This is a genomic window from Streptomyces sp. NPDC085866 (assembly GCF_044541035.1).
GTDB lineage: Bacteria > Actinomycetota > Actinomycetes > Streptomycetales > Streptomycetaceae > Streptomyces.
Genome location: NZ_JBITSQ010000004.1, coordinates 186,673 through 205,241 on the forward strand (window position 1 = coordinate 186,673; position 18,569 = coordinate 205,241).

Consider the following 18,569-nt stretch of genomic DNA (forward strand, 5'->3'; position numbering starts at 1 on the left):
GGTCTCCTTGTCCGTAGAGCGTTGTCAGTGGGGCGCTGTGCGTCAGGCGTTTTCCGTGGGGCGTGACGGCCGGTCAGACGCCGATGATGTTGACGCCGCCGTCGACGTGCACGATCTCCCCGGTGGTCGACGGGAACCAGTCCGACAGCAGCGCCACGCACGCCTTGGCCGCCGGGACGGGGTCGGCGGTGTTCCAGCCCAGCGGGGCACGGTCGCCCCAGACGCCGGCCACCTCCTGGAATCCGGGGATGCCCTTGGCGGCCGGGGTGTCCAGTGGCCCGGCCGCGACCAGGTTGACGCGTACGCCCTGCGGTCCGACGTACCTCGCGAGGTAGCGGGAGCACGCCTCGAGTCCCGCCTTGGCGACGCCCATCCAGTCGTAGAGCGGCCAGGCCTGGGAGGCGTCGAAGTCCAGGCCCACGACCGAGCCGCCGTTCTTCATCAGCGGGAGGCAGGCCACGGTCAGGGACTTCAGGGAGTAGGTGGAGGCGTGCATGGCCGCCCCCACGTCGTCCCAGGAGGTGTTGAGGAAGTTGCCGCCGAGTGCCGTCTGCGGAGCGGCTCCGATCGCGTGCACGACACCGTCGAGCGCGGGCACGTGTTCGAGTATCCGGTCCGGCAGTTCCGCCGTCTGCGTCGCGTTCGTGACGTCGAGTTCGATGACGGGCGGCACGGCGTCCGCGCCGGAGGGCAGACGCCTGGCGATGCGTTCGGTCAGCCCGCGGCGGGGATAGGCGGTGAGGAGGACCTGCGCGCCTTGTTCCTGCGCGATCTTCGCGACGTGGAATGCTATGGAGTCCTGGGTGAGCACCCCGGTGACCAGGATGCTCTTGCCCTCAAGGATTCCCATGAACGGCTTCCTCTCTCAGAGTCCCATGGCCAGGCCGCCGTCGACCGGGACGACGGCTCCGGTGACGTATCCGGCGTCCGCGCCGGCCAGGAAGCGCACGACCTTGGCGATCTCCTCGGGCGAGGCGGTGCGGCCGAGCGGGATGCGTTCCTTGGCGGCCGCCTTGATCCGGTCGCTGAGTCCCGCGGTCATGTCGGTGTCGACGAACCCGGGCGCGACCACGTTCGCGGTGATGTTCCGCGGGCCGAGTTCCCGGGCGAGCGAGCGGGCGAATCCGACCAGTCCCGCCTTCGAGGCGGCGTAGTTGGACTGACCGCTCTGGCCGTTGAACGCGACCACCGAGGAGACGAAGACGAGCCTGCCGGAGCGTGCCCGGATCATGTTCTTCACCGCCCGCTTCGCGACCCGGTACGCGCCCGTCAGGTTGGCGTCGAGCACCGCGTCGAAGTCCTCTTCGCGCATGACCGCGAGGATCTTGTCCCGGGTGATCCCGGCGTTGGACACCAGTACCTCGACGGGTCCTTGTTCCGCCTCGACCTTCGCGAAGGCGCTGTCCACGTCCTCGGCGCTCGTCACGTCACACTTCACGCCGAACAGTCCGTCCGGCGCCTCGCCCGACCGACAGGTCACGGCCACGGCGTCGCCGGCGGCGGCCATCTCCCGGGCGATGGCCAGGCCGATCCCCCGGTTTCCTCCGGTCACCAGTACCGATCTCGTCATCAATGCCCCCGAATCACGATGGTTGTCATGCGGTCCGCAGCGGCGAGACCTCGCCCAGCGCCCCGACCAGCCGAGGGGGCAGCAGCGTGCTGCCCGATCCGTCGGTGGCCACCGCGACATAGACGATGCAGCCGGTGGCGGTGATCTCGTCGTCGCGGGTGAAGGCGAAGTCCAGGGTGAAGCTCTTCTTGCCGATCCGTGCGGTGCTCATCAGCACCTTGGGCCGGTCGGTGAGGGTGATGGCCGCCTTCCAGTCGATCTCGACATGGGCGACGTGCACGTCGACGCCCAGCTCGGACCAGGAGGAGTACGGCAGGTCACGCGCGAGGAAGAAGCCGTCCACCGCCTCGTCGACGTGGGCCAGGTACCACATGTTGAACATGACGCCCTGGCGGTCGATCTCGAAGAAGCGGGGCAGGACGGGATGCTCGAACACCGCGCCGTCCTCGGTCATGAGGTCTCTCCAATCGTTCGATTCACCAGGAGAACGAGTTCTCGTCGCGGAGGTCGACGCCCAGCGCGCCCTTGCCGAGGTATTCCAGACACTCCTCCGGCTTGGCCGGCATCACCGCCCCGTACTGGAGCTCGCGCAGCAGCCGCTCGATCGGCTTGGCACGGCTCACGGCGGCCGAACCGCAGAGCGAGACGGCGGTGCGGGCCAGCTCCGGACCGAGGTCGGCCACGGCGTACTTGGCGGCGTGGACCAGCGTGTTGGCCGTGGCGCCGCCGCGGCCGAGGTCGACGGCCTCACCGGCGCGTTCGACCAGTGCGCGGGCCGCGAGCAGGCGGGCGGCGTTCAGGCCGACGGTGCGCTGGACGACGGCGGACTGCGCCTTCTTGGGCGAGGCGGCCACATGGTCGACGACGGCCTGCTGCACGGCTTCGGCGATGCCCAGGTACGCACCGGTGTAGCCGGCGACCATCCAGTGCGGTTCGCGGATCACCTTGGGCAGCGACAGGCCCTCGATGCCGAGGAACAGCCGGAACCGGGGCACGGTGACGGAGTCCAGGGTCATGTTGGCGGTGCTGGTCCCGTACATCGCCGTCAGGTTGTGGATCTCGCCGAACCTGACCCCGGGGTCGTCCTTGCTCACCAGGAAGTGCGAGATCCGTCCCGGGTCGTCGGAGTCCTCGGGCCGGGCGGGGACGGCGTAGTAGTCGGCGATGCCGGCCAGCGACACGAACGACTTCTCGCCCGTGATCACGAACCCCTCGCCGTCGTCGGTCCGCCGGTAACGGGTCTGCAATCCGCGCAGCTTCGCTCCGCCGGCGGGTTCGGACGCGGCGGACGCGAAGATCTTGCGGCCGCCCACCACCTCGTCGAAGAGCCAGGTGCGGAACTCCTCGGCCATCGGCGGAAGAGGGGTGTCCGCCGATTCGCACAGCGGTCCGATGACCGCGTTGTGCATGTTCAGCCCGAGTGCGGCCGCGCCGTTGTGGAAGCCGACGGCGGACAGCACCCGCCAGTAGTCGGCGAACCCGAGCCCGGCGCCGCCCGCCCGGCGCGGTACCAGCAGGGTCAGGAACCCGGCCTCGGCGAGGAGGCGGTAGGGCTCCTGGAGGTCGCCGGTCCGGGCGTCCACGCCGGCCGCCAGCGGCTCCAGCTTCCGCCCGACCTGGTGGGCGGCCTCCAGGATCTTGTCGAAGTCGTCGGGGAGCGTCATCGTGTCTCCTTCTGCGGCGAGGGGTGCGGCAGCGCCTCGGCCGCGAGCGTCAGACGGTCGGTCTTCCCGCGGGCGTTGAGCGGGAGCGCGTCGACCACGACGGCCCGGTCGGGGACCATGTACAGCGGGAGTTGGGTGCGCAGCAGCCCGAGAACGTCCCGTTCGGACACCGTGCCCTGCGCGTACGCCCAGACCTCGCCCTCGTACTCGCCGGTCTTGGCGACGACGGCGGCGGCCCGGATCCCGGGAGAGTCGAGCAGCACGCTCTCGATCTCCCCGATGTCGATGCGGTAGCCGTGCCGTTTGATCTGGGAGTCCTTCCGGCCGAACAGCACGAGCTCACCGTCGCTCGTGCGCCTGCCGAGGTCTCCGGTCGGATAGGCGCGGCGGACGACCCCGTCACCGAAGCGGACCTGCCGGGTCGGATCGTGGAGTGCCCCGTCCACCAGGTAGCCCAGGAAGACCGTCGCGCCGGCGACGTGGATCTCGCCCCGGTCGGCCGTGGGCTCACCGGTCTCGTCGAAGACGTCCACGACATCGCCGGGCACGGCCGAACCGATCGTGGCCTCCTGCTCCGCCGTCCATGTCGCCGGGACCCGGAGGAAGGTGCAGACGTTGGTCTCCGTCGGCCCGTAGAAGTTGTAGACGGGCCGGTCGGCGGCGAGGCGCAGACACGCCTCCAGCGAGCGCGGCGGGAAGGGCTCGCCCGCGTACACCAGCGTCCGCAGGCCGGCCGGGAAGGCGTCGGCGATGCCGCCCCGTTCGAGCATGTTGACGTACAGGGACGGCACCGCGTACAGGACGCTGATCCGTTGTTCGGTGAGCCAGTTGACGACATCGGCGGGGAACGCCTTCAGCCGTTCCGGCATCAGTACGGTGCACGCGCCGGCCGCGGCGGCGGAGAACAGGTCGAACGTGCTCAGGTCGAAGGTCAGGGCGGCCTGTGACCCGATGCGGTCGGTGGGACGCAGCCCCGTCTCCGCGGCGGCCCAGACGGCGAAGTGCGCGACGTTGGCGTGCGACAGCAGCACGCCCTTCGGCACCCCGGTGCTGCCCGAGGTGAACAGCACATAGCCGCCCTCACGCGCGGGCTCGGGAAGCGGCTCCGCCGGCGTCCGCTCCCGCGTGCGCAGCAGTCCGATGCCGTCCCCGAGGTCCTCGACCTCGGGAATCTCGTCGCCGCCCACCGCCTTGCGGGCGATGTTCTCGGACGCGGCGACGGTGAGCAGCCGGGTCAGGGCGCCCTGACGCAGCATGCGGCCGGTGCGGACGACGGGGTTGCGGACGTCCAGTGGTGCCACGACCGCCTTGGCGCGCAGCCCCGCGTGGACGGCGATGACGGCCTCGGCCGACTTCGCGATGAAGACCCCGATCCGCTCTCCGGGCCGTACTCCCTCGTCGGCGAGCCGTCCGGCGAGGCGGCCCACGGCGTCGTCGAGTTCCGCGTACGTCCAGGCGCGGTCGCCGTCCACGAGGGCGGGCCGGTCCGGGTACGTCCGGGCGGCGCGAGCGAGCAGCCCGTCCAGCCATTCTTCCGCGTGAGTCGTCGTGCGCTCGGCTGTCGTGGTCATCAGGGCTCCCTCAGCAGCAGACGCAGCTCACGCTCGCCCAGTGCGGAACCCACGTTCACGGCGACCGCCCCCGCAGCGGCCGCCGCACGCTCCGCGCGCACGGTGAGGTAGAGCTGGACGAGTCCGGCCAGGCTCCCGAAGTCCGACAGGTGCTCGTCGGCGACGGGAGCCACGGCGGCCGGGGCCGTCCCGGGCGAGGAGTCGGCTCGGCGGATCAGGAACGCGACGGCGGTGTCGACCCGTGCCGCGTCCGTGTGCGGCCCGCCGTCCGTCAGCTGTGCGTGGGCGCTGAGCGGCCGGGACTCGGTCGCCAGGTCGATGCCGAGGAGCAGCACCTGGTCCATGCCGTCGTCGAGGATCATGTCGACGAGGTCGAGGGCTTCGCCGCGCAGGTCGCCGCGGAGGGCGACGCAGGTCGTCGGTCCCGTGACGGCGTAGTCGCGGGCGACCACGCCGAGGATCGTCGTCGGCACCGACTGGTAGAACAGCAGCGGGTTGGCCACCCGCCCGGACGTCAGCAGCTTGCTCCCGAGATCGGCGGTGACCGTGTCGCCGAAGAGGGTCGCCAGCACCAGGCCGGTGCGCGCGCCCTCCTCGCCGAAGGCCTCGCCGCCCGTGACTTCGGCCAGGCAGCGATCGACGACGGCCTTGATCAGCGGGCTGAAGGCCGACTCCACGAAGCCGGGCACGCGGCCCGGTTCGACGGGCTCGACCGTGGTGGCGCCGGCCGTGAAGCCGGACGGCACGACGAGCGCCTCGGAGACCAGCAGTCGTTCGGTAAGCGTGTCGATCATGCTCGCTCCAGGAGCAGCGCCGTGTTGGCCCCGCCGAAGGCGGAGTTGGTCGAGATCGCCCGTCGCAGACTCCGGTGGCGGGGACCGTCGGTCACGTAGTCCAGGTCCAGCGCGGGATCGGGCGTGGTGAAGTTGGCCGTGGGCGGGACGAGTCCGTGGTTGAGGGCCAGCAGAGTGATCACGGCCTCCACGGCCCCGGCGCCTTCGAGGGTGTGTCCCGTCGTGCTCTTGGTCGAGCTGACGGGCAGCTGCGCGGCCCGCTCCCCGAAGACCCGGCGCAGCGCGGCGGTCTCGGAGGTGTCGTTGGATGCGGTGCCCGTGCCGTGCACGTTGACGTAGTCCACGGCGTCGGCGTCGAGGCCCGCGACGCGGAGCGCGGACTCCATCGCCGTTGCCGTGCCGCGGCCTTCGGGGTGCGGCCGGCTGGCGTGGTAGGCGTCGGAGGAGATACCCCAACCCGCCACCCGGGCAAGCACGTTCGCGCCGCGCGCCCGCGCACTCGCCTCGGACTCCAGCATCAGGCACGCCACTCCGTCGCCGAGCAGCAGCCCGGTGCGGTCCTTGGAGAACGGGCGGACGTGGCCGTCCTTGGCGAACGCGCGCGCCGAGTCGAACTTGGCGAACAGCTCTCGCTCGACCAGGTAGGACCCGCCGCACAGCATCGCGTCGGCACGTCCTTTGCTGATGAGGCGGCTGGCGTGGATGATGCTGTCGGCGGAGGCCACACAGGCGTTGATGAAGGTCATCCGCAGCGGCCCCACGCCGAGCGCCTCGCCCAGACCGTGGGAGAGCTGGCCGGGCACGCTGTCCTTGAGGAACGCCGTGTCGGGTGTGTCCGCTCCCTCGGCCACCGAGCCCCAGTACCGGGTGATCGGGCGGTAGTCGCCCTGGCTGCCGACGAGTACGCCGGAGATCTTCGACGGAGCGATGCCCGCCATGTCGATCGCCGCGCGTGAGCAGGCCGCCAGCGCGTCGTGCTGACGCGGCGGCGGGTCGCCCGCGAAGCTCACCTCGGGTATTTCCGGTCCGCTGCCGTCGTATACGGCAGCGGACTTGCAGCGGAACGGCGAGATGTCGAACCGTTCCACTTCGCGGAATGCCGGACGGCCCGAGAACACCCCGTCGAGCAGCGCCTTCTCCCCGAAACCGAATGCGGTGAAGACACCAAAACCCGTGACGACGACGCGCTGGGATTCCGTCATCGGCCGTCTCCTGACGCCACGGCGGCCCCGGCGGTCAACGCGTTGACGTAGTCGGCGATGCGGTTGATGCTGGAGAAGTCCTCGGCCCGGACTTCCCGCAGGTCGAGTTCGACGCCGAATTCGGTGCGCAGACTGTGGTCGAGCCAGGCGAGCGAGAAGGAGTCGACCAGGATCTCCGAGTCGTCCTCGACGTCCTCCACGCCGGCCAGCGTCCTGCCGTCGACGAGGATCCTCCTGATGTCGTTCGACGTGATCACCGGGAACCACTGTTCTCCGTGCTCGCGCCGGCGGCCACGGCCGAACGCTGCCTGACGACCTCGTCGATGAACTCCCCGAGCGTTCCGCCCAGCAGCAGCTCCAACGCCTCGTCGGAGAACTCGATGTCGTACTCACGCTCGAGGTGAACCGTCACCTCGAGAATGCCGATCGACTCGAGTCCGAGGCCTTCCGGGCCGATCGAGGTGTTCAGGTCGACGTCGTCGTCCAGTTCGAGGCCGACGGTGTCCTCCATGATGTGGGTGACGAGTGCGAGAATTTCTTGCCTCTCCGCTTCCTGGCTTTCTACGGGCATTTCTGCCCCTCCTTCGACTCGATGAGACGGATGTGGGAACCGCTGGGTCATCGCAGGACGTCGCGCAGCGCGTCGGCGAACGTCTCCACGTCGGCCATGGAGTTGTAGTAATGCGGGGAAACACGCACGGCGAAATCGACGTCCGCGGTGCGCATGTACAGGGGTGTGTGACTGCCCTGCGCGATCCACACGTTGACACCGCGTGCTCGCAGCTCGGCCCGGATTCGCTCGGGCGACACCCGGTCGTGGCTGAAGGTGACGATGGCGGCGTGCCGGGATCCGGGGTCGACCAGCCGCGTCCCCGGCAGCTCCTCGATCACCGCGCGCACGGCGTCACGCAACGGGCCGGGGCCGCCGTCGGTGCGGGCGAGGTGGTGACGGACCGCCGCGTCGAGGCCCATGACGCCGGCGCTGCCGCGCTCGGCGTACTCGAACCGGCGGGCGCCGGTGGTGCGCACCTCGTAGTCGTCGTCCGCGACCATGTCGGCGATGTGCAGGTCATGGAAGGGCAGGGAGACCTGGGCCCGCAACCGGGGCCCGATCGCGGCGAATCCGGTACCGCGCGGCCCGCGCAGGAACTTGCGTCCCGCGCCGGTGAGCAGGTCGCAGCCGATGGACGCGACCGATACCGGCAACTGTCCGACGGACTGGCAGGCGTCGATGCCGTAGAAGCACCGCCAGGGCGCGAGGATCTTCCCGATCTCCTCGACCGGTGTGACGATCCCGCATCCGGACGGCACATGGGGTACGGCGACGAAGGCGACGTCGTCACCGATGTGCGCGCTCATCCACTCCAGGTCCAGGTCGCCGTCGGGCACCAGCGGTACGACCTCGATGCGCAGCCCGAAGCGGCGGCGCAGCTCGGTCCACAGGATGAGGTTGCCGGCGTACTCGTACGGCGTCACCCAGACCCGGTCGCCGGAGGTGAACGGGAGGTGGGACACCACCGCCGACCAGGCGCGGGTGGCGCTGTCGAACAGGGCGATGTCGTCCGCGGGGGCGTCCAGTGCGCGCGCGAGCGTCTCGTACACCCCGTGTTCGAGGGTGTCCGCGTGCCGCTGCTCGGCCTCGTAGGCGCCACCCTGTGCCTCTTCGGCCAGGTAGCCGGTCATGGCCTGCGTCACGGTCTCGGGCATGAGGCCCGCGCCCGCGTTGTTGAAGTGGATGGGCATGCGCCAACTCCGTTGGGTCAGGAGACAGGAGCGGGTTCCGGCTCGGGCTCGGTCAGCCAGAGGTAGGAACTGCGCCGGACGGTGACGATCAGGACGAGCGCGACGCCGACGGCGGCTCCGACCACGTACCACGGGCTCGCCGGGTGGCCGCCCGACGTGAGCGTCAGGCTCAGCTGGGGCACGGCGATCAGGCCCACGTTGACGCCCGCCGAGTAGAGCCCCATGTTGCGGCCGGTGACGGACGGGGCGGAGACCTCGCTGACGTAGTGGAGGAGCGCCGGGAAGACGATCATCTCCGCCGCGGTCCACAGCAGCGTCGCGCCCACGAGCGCGGGCCCCGAACCGGACAGGCCCATGAGCGCGAAGCCCGCGCCGGCCAGCAGATAGCCGACCAGCAGCGAGGCGTAGTGGCTCACGTTCCGCATCGCCGTGTTCAGCGGCACCTCGAAGAGCACGATGGCACCGGCGTTGACGAAGAAGATGATGCCGGCCCAGAAGCTGTCGAGGCCGCGCTCGTGGATCACGTAGGCGCTGAGGAAGGTCGGCGGCAGCGCGTACGCGAGATGGATCGGGAGAGCCAGGAGGAAGATCGTCCAGAACCGGGTCTCGCCCTTGAGGGTCGGCGCCACCATGCGGCCCCGGACCGCCTTCTCCCCCGCCGCCACGGACCCGTTGGAGGTCCGCAGGGTGAGGAAGACGGCGGTCGCCAGGACGACACAGGCGTTGATGAGGAACAGGCCGGCCGGCCGCCAGGCGAACACGAGTCCGCCCAGCGCCGGTCCGATGCCCATGCCGACGTTGATGGCGAGCCGGTTGCAGGAGAAGGCGACCTTGCGGTCGCTCTCCTGCGAGTACCGCACAGTCTCCGCGTACGCGGCCGGCGTGAACGCCTCGTAGAAGAAGCCCCATACGAGGGTGCCCACCGTGAGCAGCGCGGCGCTTTCCGCGAGCGGAAGGACCAGCACCAGCGCCGCGTTGCCCACCAGCCCGCTGATCATCACGGTCCGCGCGGACACGAAGCGCAGGACCGGACCGGCCGCGAGATCGGCGGCCAGCGCGCCGAGCCCGTAGGCGCCGACGATCGAGCCCACCTGCCCCGCGGAGTAGTCGTTCTGCGCCACCAGGTAGGCGGACAGGAACGGGAACGCCATGGTTCCGGACCGGAAGAGCAGGGTGGTGATGAACAGGGTCCGCAGTTCGGGCGCGAGCCCGCGGACCGCGTGCAGAGTACTGCGCAGCATCAGACGAGGTACACCTTGTCCTTCAGTTCCTGCAGGCGCTTGTAGTCGTCGAGGACGGCCTCCTGGGTGACCCCGGTCATGAAGATCCGCAGGGGGCTGGTGAGGAGGTCGACGGTACGGCGGACCCGGCCGCCCACCGGCACCTTCACGCTCGGCAGGAACACGGTGGGCAGGGCGGCGATCTCCCGGACGACGGCCTCGTCGATCGCCTTCACCTCGCCCTCCTGTCCGCTGGGCGCGTTGTAGACCACGGCCGGCTGGCGGCGGGTGTAGACGCGGTCGCCGTAGCGGTCGAGGAACTCCTGGGGCCGCATGTAGGACAGGGCGATCAGGTCGGCCTGGTTGTGGCCGAGGCAGACCTGGTGGAAGTCCGGGTTCATGTCGCCGTTGAGGCGCGCGCCGATCTCCACCAGTGCCGGGCCGTCGGAGGTCATCTTGACCTCGGTGTGGGTGGGACCGAAGCGGATGTTCATGGCTTCGAGGACCTGGTCCACGTACGCGATCAGCTCGGGCACCGGGAACTCGTCGGCCGGCAGCAGCACATCCTTGTCGTAGATGTTCTTGCCGTTGACCAGCGTCTTCTCGTACTTCCAGACACCGCAGACGAAGCGGTGGCCGTCGTGGCTGACGGTGTCGACGATGTACTCCTCGCCGTCCAGATAGGACTGGATGAGCACCTCGCGGTTGGGCAGGTCGAAGATGTCCCGGGCGGCCAGGACCTGCTGGGCGGCCTCGCGCACCTCGTCCGCGTCGTTGCAGATGAACACGCCGTCGGTGGAGGCGGAGCTGAGCGGCTTGATCACCACGGGGTAGGTGCCGTGCGCCTCGGCCCAGTCGACCAGGGCCTGCGGGTCGTCGCTCTTGAACTGGTCGGCGCAGTGCAGGCCGGCGGCGCGCAGGACCTCGATCATCTCGTACTTGTCGCGGCGGGCGACCGAGAGGCGCGAGCCGTTGCTGGCCGTGCCCATCAGCTCGCTGAGCCGGTCGGAGAGCGGCACTCCGGGCTCCTGCCCGGCGAGCACGGCGCTGACGTTCAGCGAGCGCAGCTCCTTGACGATCTGCTCCTCGTCCTGGAAGACGAGGTCGGCGATGTAGTCGTCCGTGTTGGGCAGCAGCATCGAAGTCATCCACTCCGGGGTGCTGCGGACATGGACGACTCGAGCACCCAGGCGGGTGAAGGCCGCAGGAAGGAAGTTCCCTGTGGAGTAACCGTCGACGATGGCGGCAACAGGCGGAGTGGATGACAACGGACTACCTTCTTTCGGGTTGGAGCAGGTCGTGCTCGCGGGTGGGAACCTCGCGGGTCAGTACGCGCTGATCAGTACTCGGGGATCAGTACTCGGAGCCGAAGCGGACCCGCTCCGGTTCGTACAGGTCGGCCAGAGCGGTCAGGGCGACCGGCGGGTACTCGGCGAGGCGGTGCAGGAAGTGCAGCCACCAGTTCTGCCCGTACACCGTGGCCACGCGGCACGGGATGCCGCGGTCCTTGTGTGCCTTGAGCAGGGGCGGGCGGCAGCCGTGCAGCATCTCCAGCTCCTCGATCCGCTCCAACAGCCCGCGGCTGTCGAGCAGTTCGAGAAGCGTGGCGTCATGGGTGGCGACGGCCACGGGGTTGCCGTGATCGAGGATGCGCTCCAGGAGCCGGGCGTAGCGGTCGTTCAGTTCGGGGCCGCGCGGCAGGGCGACCTCCGGGGCCTCGTTGTAGACGCCCTTCACCAGGCGGATCTTGCGGCCGAGCGGCAGGACGGTGGCGAGGTCGCCCTCGGTTCGGTGCAGATGGGCCTGGAGGGTCAGGGCGACGTTCTCGTGCTCCTCGGCGAGGCCCTTGAAGACCGTGAGGATGTCGTCCACGAAGGACGAGCGCTCCATGCTGATGAGGATGCCGATGCCCTGTGGGGCGGCGGCCTTGAGCAGGGCGGCCGTGTTGTCCGCACCGGTCTGGGGCGAGATGAGGGAGCCGACGTTCGACAGGTCGAAGCCGAGCTGGGTCGGTGTGGCGAGGCCGGCGCTCTCGTGACGCCCGATCAGCTTGAGGTACTCGTCGACGACATCGCGCACCTCGTCGGCGTTGCGGGCCTCCTCGCCGACGAACTCGACGCCCGTCCGGTACCCCTTGGCCTCGAGGACCGGCAGCCGCTCGAAGAGACCGTCCTGGTCGGCGGCGACTATGTAGCGGCCGGCGGCCGGTGCGAGCAGGGCGGCCATCAGCGGGTTGTCCACGAAGGCGTTCCGGCAACGGGTGTCCGCGGCCAGCTTCTTGAGGCCGTTGGTGGCCAGGCGCAGCAGTTCGGGGTCCAGAGCGGCGGCCGCCTGGGCGTCCACGACGTGGCTCATGTGGGGGTTTCCTCTCGACGGAAGCTACGGGGCGGGCTGGGTCAGGCGGCGGTGACGACCCGGGCGAGGGCGGCCGCCTCGGCGAAGGTGCCGCCGTCGACCAGGGTCGGGTCGCCTCCGTTGCGGCGCCAGGCGCGGTACTTCGACGCGTAGCTGATGAGCGTCTCCTGGTTCTCGCGGCCCCGGGAGCGGGTCAGCACGCCGGCCCACAGCCCGTCCCAGCGGGCGTATGCGGCGTCCTCCAGGAGGACCTGATGCGCCCGCTTCATGTTCCAGAACGGCACGCCGGTGTTGAGGTGGTGCACCAGGTGGTAGTTGTCGTGGTGGCGGCCCAGCAGGAAGCGCTCGACGGCCCAGCCGTGGCGGTTGCGGGTCATGAGGATCTGCTTGCTCTCGCTCTCCGGCAGCGGGTAGTGCTCCGCCAGTTCCGAGAGCCAGCCGACGGCGATGGCGGTGGTGAAGAGCGGCACGAACCAGAACAGCGCCAGCTCGACCAGCCAGCCCTGCCAGGCGCACAGGCCGATGATGCCGGCCCACTGCACCAGCAGGAGGACGCGCTCCGTGGTGAGCCGGATGGGCATGGAGACCGCGACGTCCTTCGGGCTGAAGAAGATGCGGTCCCGAATGACGTAGCCCACGTACTCGAGAGTCCTCATGCCGAACACCGCGAGCGCGATGTTCTTGAGGAAGAACTTCTTGTCGGAGATCCGGTGGTCGTAGATTCCGACACCCACGTGGAAGTTGTAGTCGGGATCCTTCTCCGGGTCACCCAGATAACGGTGGTGGAAACCTATGTGGGAATTCCGGTACGGGTTGTACAGATGCAGCACCAGGTACCCCGAGAAGACGGTGCCCAGTGTTACATTGAGGCGCTGGTTCTTGGTGAGAACTTTGTGTGATGACTCATGCAGGAGATTGACGAACGCCCGCTGGGTCGACCCGATGAGAATGGCGGCGATCGGGTAGAACCAGTACGACACTCCGACGCACAGGTAGACCGAGGCGGCGACCAGCAGGTAATCGCAGAGGATCGCCAGCGGCGCATGGTGGTTGTCAAGCTCGCAAAGCTGCTTGAGGCGCTTGCGAACCCCTCGGTCGAGCCTGCTGAAATCTAAGCTCAGATCTTCTGCACTTTCCAGTTCTTCACCGCTCGCGTTTGCTGCACTTTGAGCAGGCAAGGTCACGTCCCCCAGACAAAGAAATGGACATGCCGCAGCGCAGGTCTATGCGCTGGAACATGAAAGAGAAGCCCGTTCAGGCCTGACAGGCAAAACCACCGGACAACATCCGGGATGCGTCAGACAGGGGCGATCTGCAAGGGGACCACAGGTGAACCCTGGGAAAAGGAAACCTTGACACTCACTACCCCCGTTGGTGGCGCCTTCGCTTGAGTCAAACACGCTCGACAGCCCGGTTACAAGGGCGAAACTTCGGGCGCCGGCAGGCTGCGGCCGGATTCCGACTCAAACCCATTCCCGGTCAGCGGAATATATGCTCTTTAAATGACACAAACCAAGCCGCACGGGTGCACGACGATGGCGTAATCCTTCCTCCGGGGGCGGTAACGGCGGCCTCGCGGTGCCGCATGCCGTCGATCATCGGCCCTCCCGCGCCTCCCGCCCCCATAAGCAGAGTCGATGGCCATAAGCGATGGTGGGGAGGGGGCCGGTTATGCTCCGGAGGTGCCCACGACCCTTGCCATGTTGCGTGCCTTCGCCGCCGTCGCTCGCACGGGTTCGTTCCAGCGGGCGGCCGACGCCCTCAAGGTGCGGCAGCCGGCGGTGAGCGACGCGATCCGCCGCCTGGAGTCCGAGGCCGGCCGGCCGCTCCTGAGCCGCACCCGCGACGGCGTTCATCTCACCGACCTCGGGCGGCAGTTGCTCGGTGACGCACTCGCGGCCGTGGACGCGGCCGACCAGGTCGACGCGCTGCTCGCGGACCGCGGACCGCGTCTCACGATCGGCTTCATGGGGGAAGCGGCCGGCCGCCGCACCTCGTGGCTCATGAAGCTCGTCCGGGACGAGACGAACGCCGACATCACCCTGCGCCGCTACGACTACGCCGACCCGAGCTGCGGTCTGACATCCGGTCAGTCCGACCTCGCCATCGTGTGGCCGCCGCTGGACGACCCCACGATCCGGAGCCTGACCGTGGCCAGTGACCGCCGGGCGGTCGCCCTCCCCCTGGACGATCCGCTGGCCGGCCGCGACCGTGTCGAGCCGTCCGAACTCGCCGGGCGGACCTGGGTCGTTCCCCTCTCCGAGGACCGGGCCTGGGCCGAGTTCCGCACCCCGCAGGCCGTGGGCATCACCGACCTGCGGGACATGGTGATGTCGCGGTCCATCGAGGAGACCCTCGAACTCGTCTCCGTCGGCCGCGGTGTCGCGCTGGTCTCGGAGAGCACCGACGAGCACTACGCCCGGGCCAACGTCGTCATCGTGCCCCTGTCCGGGAACATCCACTGCTCGACCGCGCTCGCCTGGCGCAGCGCCGACCGAAGGACCGTGGTGCGGCGGGTCGCCCAGGCGGCGCTCGACGCCACCGAGCCCTGAGGGTCGTGCACCAAGCTCCGGGAGTCGTTCAAGGTCCCCTCCTCGGGGTGCGGTCGCATACGGATGTCAGCCAGCTCAGGCTCTCCGCGCTGCCGAGGCTGTCCAGGTTCTTCAGCAGGTCGTCCAGTTGGCGCGGATCGGCCAGGAAGTCGATGGTCGCCTGGGCGAAGGCGTCGCGTACCGGCGGCGGCATGGCGTCGGAGGCGTCGAAACAGTGGACCGCTCCGGGGTCGAGGAGGGTCCGGGCCAGCGAGCGGCGCCAGGAGGGGGTGGAGTCACCGGCCGTGGGCTGTGCGTGGGCGTTGACGGAGAGGCCGGCCTCCTTGGCGCTCCACGCCCGCTGGGTCCCGGCGGCGGCGAGGTGGCGGATCAGCTCCTTCGCCTGCGGGGTGGCGTGCAGCAGGGCGACCAGGTCGCCGGAGACCTCCCACGCGTTGTCCTCGGTGGCGCCGGGGATGAGAGCGGCCGAGCGCTCGTAGCGGCCGCGCGCCTCCCTCCACGGATCCAGGTTGCGGATGAAGGAGGCCTGATGCTCCAGGGTGCACTGGGGCGGATCCATCGTAACCAGCTCGGACGCCTTCTGGTACTCGGTCTGCAGCGCGCGCAGGACGAGGTCCCTGGAGCCACCGGCGCCCACCATCTTCCCCCAGGTGATCCAGGCCGCCTCCACCTCCTTGGACTGCCAGGGCAGCAGGCCGCGCGCCCACCGCTCGTAGACACCCGGGCCGTACCGCTGCAGCAGGATGTCCTCGATCCAGTCGGTGCCCGGCCAGCCGCTGGTGGCGCCCGAGCCCATGCCGAGGCACCATTGGTCCGGCCGCTTCGCCGCGTTCCGGCGCTGTTGCGCACCGACCCCCGGCCGGTACCAGACCATGCTCTTCAGGTCGGCCTTGAGCGGGAACCAGTACACATGCCCTTTCCTGGGCGTTACCCAGGACTTGCTGAAGTCGCCCTGCGGGACGAGCTTCTCGAGCGGCTGCAACTGCCCCTGGTCCGCGTAGGCGGCGAGTTCGCCGGGACCGGTGAGCACCACGACGTCCGGCGGGGTGCCGGCCTCGACGTCGGCGCTGAGCACCTGGCTCTCCGCGGAGCTGCCCTGGTAGTCGACGTGGACGTGATGCTCACGCTCGAAGGGGTCGATGACCGCCTTCCGGAAATACTGCTCGTCCTTGCCCGTCCAGTTGGCCAGCAGGGTGACGGTCGGTTCCTTTCCGAGGGCCCGTACGCCCAGCCCGACGGCCACCGCCAGCACGGCCAGGCAGATCCCCAGCGCGGTGATCGTACGCACCGGGCGGCGCCGGGTCGCGGCCGCGGGGCCGCTGCCGGGGGCGCTCACCGGGGCCTGAACCGGTAGTCGTTGATGTGCTGTCGCAGACCCGTCTCGGTCAGCGCCATGAGCGCGATGCCTCCCAACACGATCCACGCCGAGGCCGCCGCGCGGAAACCGGTGTGCGCCAGGTACCCGGCGGTGTGCTGCCCCGCGTCCGTGACGGCCTGCCCGGACACCAGCCGGTCGAGCAGACCGCGGGTGTCCGTCATGCCCTGGCGCGTCCACACGGTGAACAGCACGAGGGTCGTGAACCCTCCTGCCAGCAGGGCGCATGCGGCGATGAGTTGACGGTTGAACCTGCGCCGGAAGCGGCGGCGCAGGAAGAGCTGTGTCTCCACCAGGGCCGCGCCCAGGGCGAGGGCGAGCAGCGCGGTCACGCTCCAGCCGAGCCACAGCGCCCACCCGAAGGAGGTCTGCCGCCCGACCACGGCGCGCTGCTCGTCCTGCAGCCGTCTGAGCCGGTCCTCGATGCCGGTCTTCGCGGTCTTCAGCATGCTGGTCGCATAGCTGAGGTAGGCGTCTCGCAACACACTTCCCTGGTACTGGAGTTGAGCCTTCTCGACCATGCCCGTGTACCCGGTGATCAGCCCGGCGACCGTCTGCAGGGCCTGCCGGCCGCCCGGGCCGCCCACGTCGTCGGCGGCGGCCAGGGCGAGGCTCTGCGCGGCCACCGAGATCTGCTTCTGGAACTCGCTGGTCGACGGGGTCCCCCCGGTCGCGTCCGCCTGCGCCTCGCCGAGCGCGTACAGCGCGGTGTCGATGGCGACGACGGCGGGGGCGCTGGACGTGCGCAGCGGGTTGGCGTCCGCGTGCACACCCTCGTAGGACAGGAACAGGGACAGGGTCAGCAGGGCCGTCAGGGCCAGCAGCAGACGGCGGCGCACGCCGAGTTCGTACGCGGTCGTGCTGCCCGGGTCCGGCGGTCGTCGCCCGGCGCCGAGGAGGCGGCCGAGGAAACGGGGCAGCGGGGCCCGGTCGCGGGGGCCCGTGGTGGCGTGCACCCGCCGACCCGATCCGGTGCGGACGTCGACGCTCACAGGGCTCCCCCCAGCAGACGTCCGCACCTGCCGCAGTACACCGAGTCCGCCGGACCGAGCCACGTGCAGTCCGGGCACTCGATCAGCTCGTCGGCACCGGACGGTGGCTGCGGACCGGCGGCCGGCGGACTCGCGGCGGGCGGGCCCGCTGCGGGCTGTTCCGGTGGGGTGGTCATGGCGCTGGAGAGGATCAGGTGCTGCCAGTCGACGTCCTTGAGCCCGTCGCGGACCCGGCCCGTGCCCGGCTCGGCCTCGATCCGGCGCAGGGCGCCCAGCAGGTGGGCGTCGCCCAGCTCTCCGGCCAGCGCCAGCGCCCGGGCGAGTTCCCGGTCCGCCTCCGCCCTGCCCTCGGCGCGGCGCAGCCAGGCCCGGTACGCCCGGGCCACGGCGGCGCTCGCCTGCTGGTACAGCTCGTGGCGGCGGACCCCGGGATGCTGCCGGGACGCGTCGAGCGGGTTGTCGGTCCAGCGCACCAGGACGGGCTGCGGCGCGGGCAGCCGTACGGCGGGCCCGAAGTCGGGTACGACCACGTCCACGGCGGCGAGCTGGAGGTCCTCGTCGGTCTCGCGGCCGGTCGGGTCGGCGGTCAGCACGACCTGGAAGTGCCGGGTCTCCTCGCCCCAGGCACGGGTGACGTACTCGGCGCCTCGCGCGCCCAACTCCACTCCGGTGGCCAGGAGTTCCTGTTCGTTCGGCACGACCTGCTTGACCTGGCGGATCACGGTGCCGGGCGTCGGGGTGATCTTGATGCGCAGCTCGGGGACGGCGGTGCCGAGCAGTCCGTTCACCAACTCCTCGTACGCGGCGGGCAGTTCCGACTCGCGGCGGACCGCCCCGGCACGGCCGTGCAGCCGCCGGGTGATGCCCAGCAGGAGGTCGGCGTCCCAGTCGTCGCCGATGCCCCACGCGTCGCACACGAACCGGCCGTCGCAGGCCTCCAGGGCGGTGTCCAGACGCATGCCGGCGCGGTGGTCGTGCTCGTTGCGCCCGTCGGTGAGCAGCAGGACGTGTTTGACGGGCGCGGACTGCTTGCTCAGCAGCCTCCGGGCCAGGTCGAGCCAGTGGCCGATGGCGGTGCCGCCGTTCGCGTCCAGGATCCGTACGGCTCGTTCGGCGGCCTCGCGCTCGGCGGTCCCGGCGACGGCCATGCCCTCACGGTCCGGGCCGGGGTGCACCACGGTGGCGTCGAACCGGCCGGAGAGCACGGCGAACGCGGTGCCCTCGGGCAGCAGCCGCAGGGCGGCGACCGTGGCGTCCTTGGCGGCGCGCAGTTTGGCGTCCGGGTGGAGCATGGAGCGGGATGTGTCGACGATCAGCACCTCGGCGAGGGCGGGCCCGGCCCCGCGGGCGCCCCCGGCGACGACGCCCGGGGCGCCGTTGTTGCTGACCCCGATCTCCAGGATGGCGTGCATCTCCCGGTCGCGGGACCGCCCGGCCGCCGTCGGCACGACGGGCAGTTCCTTTTCCTGGCCGACCGCGAGGGTCACCGTGATGTCCTCGGCGCCCTCGCCTCTCCCGGCCACGCTCATGG

The 18,569-nt window shown here is 70.1% G+C and carries 18 protein-coding genes; 1 reads left to right on the plus strand and 17 read right to left on the minus strand.

From position 1 onward, the window contains the following. Positions 1-73: 73 nt before the first annotated feature. The 14 genes from fabI to ACIF83_RS11020 form a co-directional block, all read right to left on the minus strand. On the minus strand, positions 74-850 hold the full coding sequence (fabI, locus tag ACIF83_RS10955; RefSeq protein ID WP_393473096.1) for an enoyl-ACP reductase FabI: 777 nt from the start codon (positions 848-850) through the stop codon (positions 74-76). A 15-nt stretch (positions 851-865) separates the two neighbouring features. Next, positions 866-1,570 carry a 3-oxoacyl-ACP reductase FabG gene (fabG, locus tag ACIF83_RS10960; protein ID WP_393473099.1) on the minus strand — a complete coding sequence of 235 codons (705 nt, stop codon included), beginning with the start codon at positions 1,568-1,570 and terminating at the stop codon, positions 866-868. 25 nt (positions 1,571-1,595) lie between these two features. Then, complete coding sequence (locus ACIF83_RS10965) at positions 1,596-2,024, minus strand: acyl-CoA thioesterase (protein ID WP_393473102.1); 429 nt, start codon at positions 2,022-2,024, stop codon at positions 1,596-1,598. 22 nt (positions 2,025-2,046) lie between these two features. Continuing rightward, on the minus strand, positions 2,047-3,234 hold the full coding sequence (locus tag ACIF83_RS10970; RefSeq protein ID WP_393473105.1) for an acyl-CoA dehydrogenase family protein: 1,188 nt from the start codon (positions 3,232-3,234) through the stop codon (positions 2,047-2,049). Next, positions 3,231-4,805 (minus strand): amino acid adenylation domain-containing protein, encoded by a 1,575-nt coding sequence (locus tag ACIF83_RS10975; protein ID WP_393473108.1) that lies wholly within the window; start codon positions 4,803-4,805, stop codon positions 3,231-3,233. Before ACIF83_RS10975 ends, ACIF83_RS10970 begins: the two co-directional genes overlap by 4 nt. Then, entirely contained in the window at positions 4,805-5,599 is a 795-nt protein-coding gene (locus ACIF83_RS10980) for a ketosynthase (RefSeq protein ID WP_393473110.1), read from the minus strand. The genes ACIF83_RS10975 and ACIF83_RS10980 overlap by 1 nt, the downstream gene beginning before the upstream one ends. Continuing rightward, positions 5,596-6,801: a beta-ketoacyl-[acyl-carrier-protein] synthase family protein gene (locus tag ACIF83_RS10985; protein ID WP_393473113.1), complete on the minus strand. Its 1,206-nt coding sequence runs from the start codon at positions 6,799-6,801 to the stop codon at positions 5,596-5,598. The genes ACIF83_RS10980 and ACIF83_RS10985 overlap by 4 nt, the downstream gene beginning before the upstream one ends. Next, positions 6,798-7,058 carry a hypothetical protein gene (locus ACIF83_RS10990; protein WP_393473116.1) on the minus strand — a complete coding sequence of 87 codons (261 nt, stop codon included), beginning with the start codon at positions 7,056-7,058 and terminating at the stop codon, positions 6,798-6,800. Before ACIF83_RS10990 ends, ACIF83_RS10985 begins: the two co-directional genes overlap by 4 nt. After that, a complete protein-coding gene (locus ACIF83_RS10995; protein WP_393473119.1) occupies positions 7,055-7,372 on the minus strand; it encodes an acyl carrier protein in 318 nt (105 codons plus the stop codon). Before ACIF83_RS10995 ends, ACIF83_RS10990 begins: the two co-directional genes overlap by 4 nt. Positions 7,373-7,419: 47 nt before the next feature. Next, positions 7,420-8,544, minus strand: coding sequence for an aminotransferase class V-fold PLP-dependent enzyme (locus ACIF83_RS11000; RefSeq protein ID WP_399725573.1), 1,125 nt, complete (start codon positions 8,542-8,544; stop codon positions 7,420-7,422). 17 nt (positions 8,545-8,561) lie between these two features. Next, the gene (locus tag ACIF83_RS11005; protein WP_393473124.1) at positions 8,562-9,785 is read right to left on the minus strand and encodes an MFS transporter; all 1,224 of its coding nucleotides are present in this window, start codon (positions 9,783-9,785) and stop codon (positions 8,562-8,564) included. After that, positions 9,785-11,032: an ATP-grasp domain-containing protein gene (locus ACIF83_RS11010; RefSeq protein WP_399725577.1), complete on the minus strand. Its 1,248-nt coding sequence runs from the start codon at positions 11,030-11,032 to the stop codon at positions 9,785-9,787. Before ACIF83_RS11010 ends, ACIF83_RS11005 begins: the two co-directional genes overlap by 1 nt. 85 nt (positions 11,033-11,117) lie before the next feature. Next, positions 11,118-12,119, minus strand: a complete 1,002-nt coding sequence (locus tag ACIF83_RS11015; protein WP_393473130.1) for a proline dehydrogenase family protein — start codon at positions 12,117-12,119, stop codon at positions 11,118-11,120. Positions 12,120-12,160: 41 nt separating this feature from the next. Continuing rightward, positions 12,161-13,303: a fatty acid desaturase gene (locus ACIF83_RS11020; RefSeq protein ID WP_399725580.1), complete on the minus strand. Its 1,143-nt coding sequence runs from the start codon at positions 13,301-13,303 to the stop codon at positions 12,161-12,163. 498 nt (positions 13,304-13,801) lie between these two features. On the opposite strand from ACIF83_RS11020, the gene ACIF83_RS11025 reads away from it, so the two are divergent. Then, positions 13,802-14,671 carry a LysR family transcriptional regulator gene (locus ACIF83_RS11025; RefSeq protein ID WP_393473136.1) on the plus strand — a complete coding sequence of 290 codons (870 nt, stop codon included), beginning with the start codon at positions 13,802-13,804 and terminating at the stop codon, positions 14,669-14,671. Positions 14,672-14,699: 28 nt separating this feature from the next. Here ACIF83_RS11025 and ACIF83_RS11030 read toward each other — a convergent pair whose 3' ends face one another. Genes ACIF83_RS11030 through ACIF83_RS11040 form a run of 3 tightly spaced genes read right to left on the minus strand, consistent with a single transcriptional unit; the run spans position 14,700 to position 18,567 of the window. Then, complete coding sequence (locus ACIF83_RS11030; RefSeq protein WP_399725583.1) at positions 14,700-16,007, minus strand: extracellular solute-binding protein; 1,308 nt, start codon at positions 16,005-16,007, stop codon at positions 14,700-14,702. Beyond that, on the minus strand, positions 16,004-17,038 hold the full coding sequence (locus ACIF83_RS11035) for a hypothetical protein (protein ID WP_398138349.1): 1,035 nt from the start codon (positions 17,036-17,038) through the stop codon (positions 16,004-16,006). The genes ACIF83_RS11030 and ACIF83_RS11035 overlap by 4 nt, the downstream gene beginning before the upstream one ends. Continuing rightward, positions 17,035-18,567, minus strand: a complete 1,533-nt coding sequence (locus tag ACIF83_RS11040) for a VWA domain-containing protein (RefSeq protein ID WP_399725586.1) — start codon at positions 18,565-18,567, stop codon at positions 17,035-17,037. The genes ACIF83_RS11035 and ACIF83_RS11040 overlap by 4 nt, the downstream gene beginning before the upstream one ends. Positions 18,568-18,569: the final 2 nt, after the last annotated feature.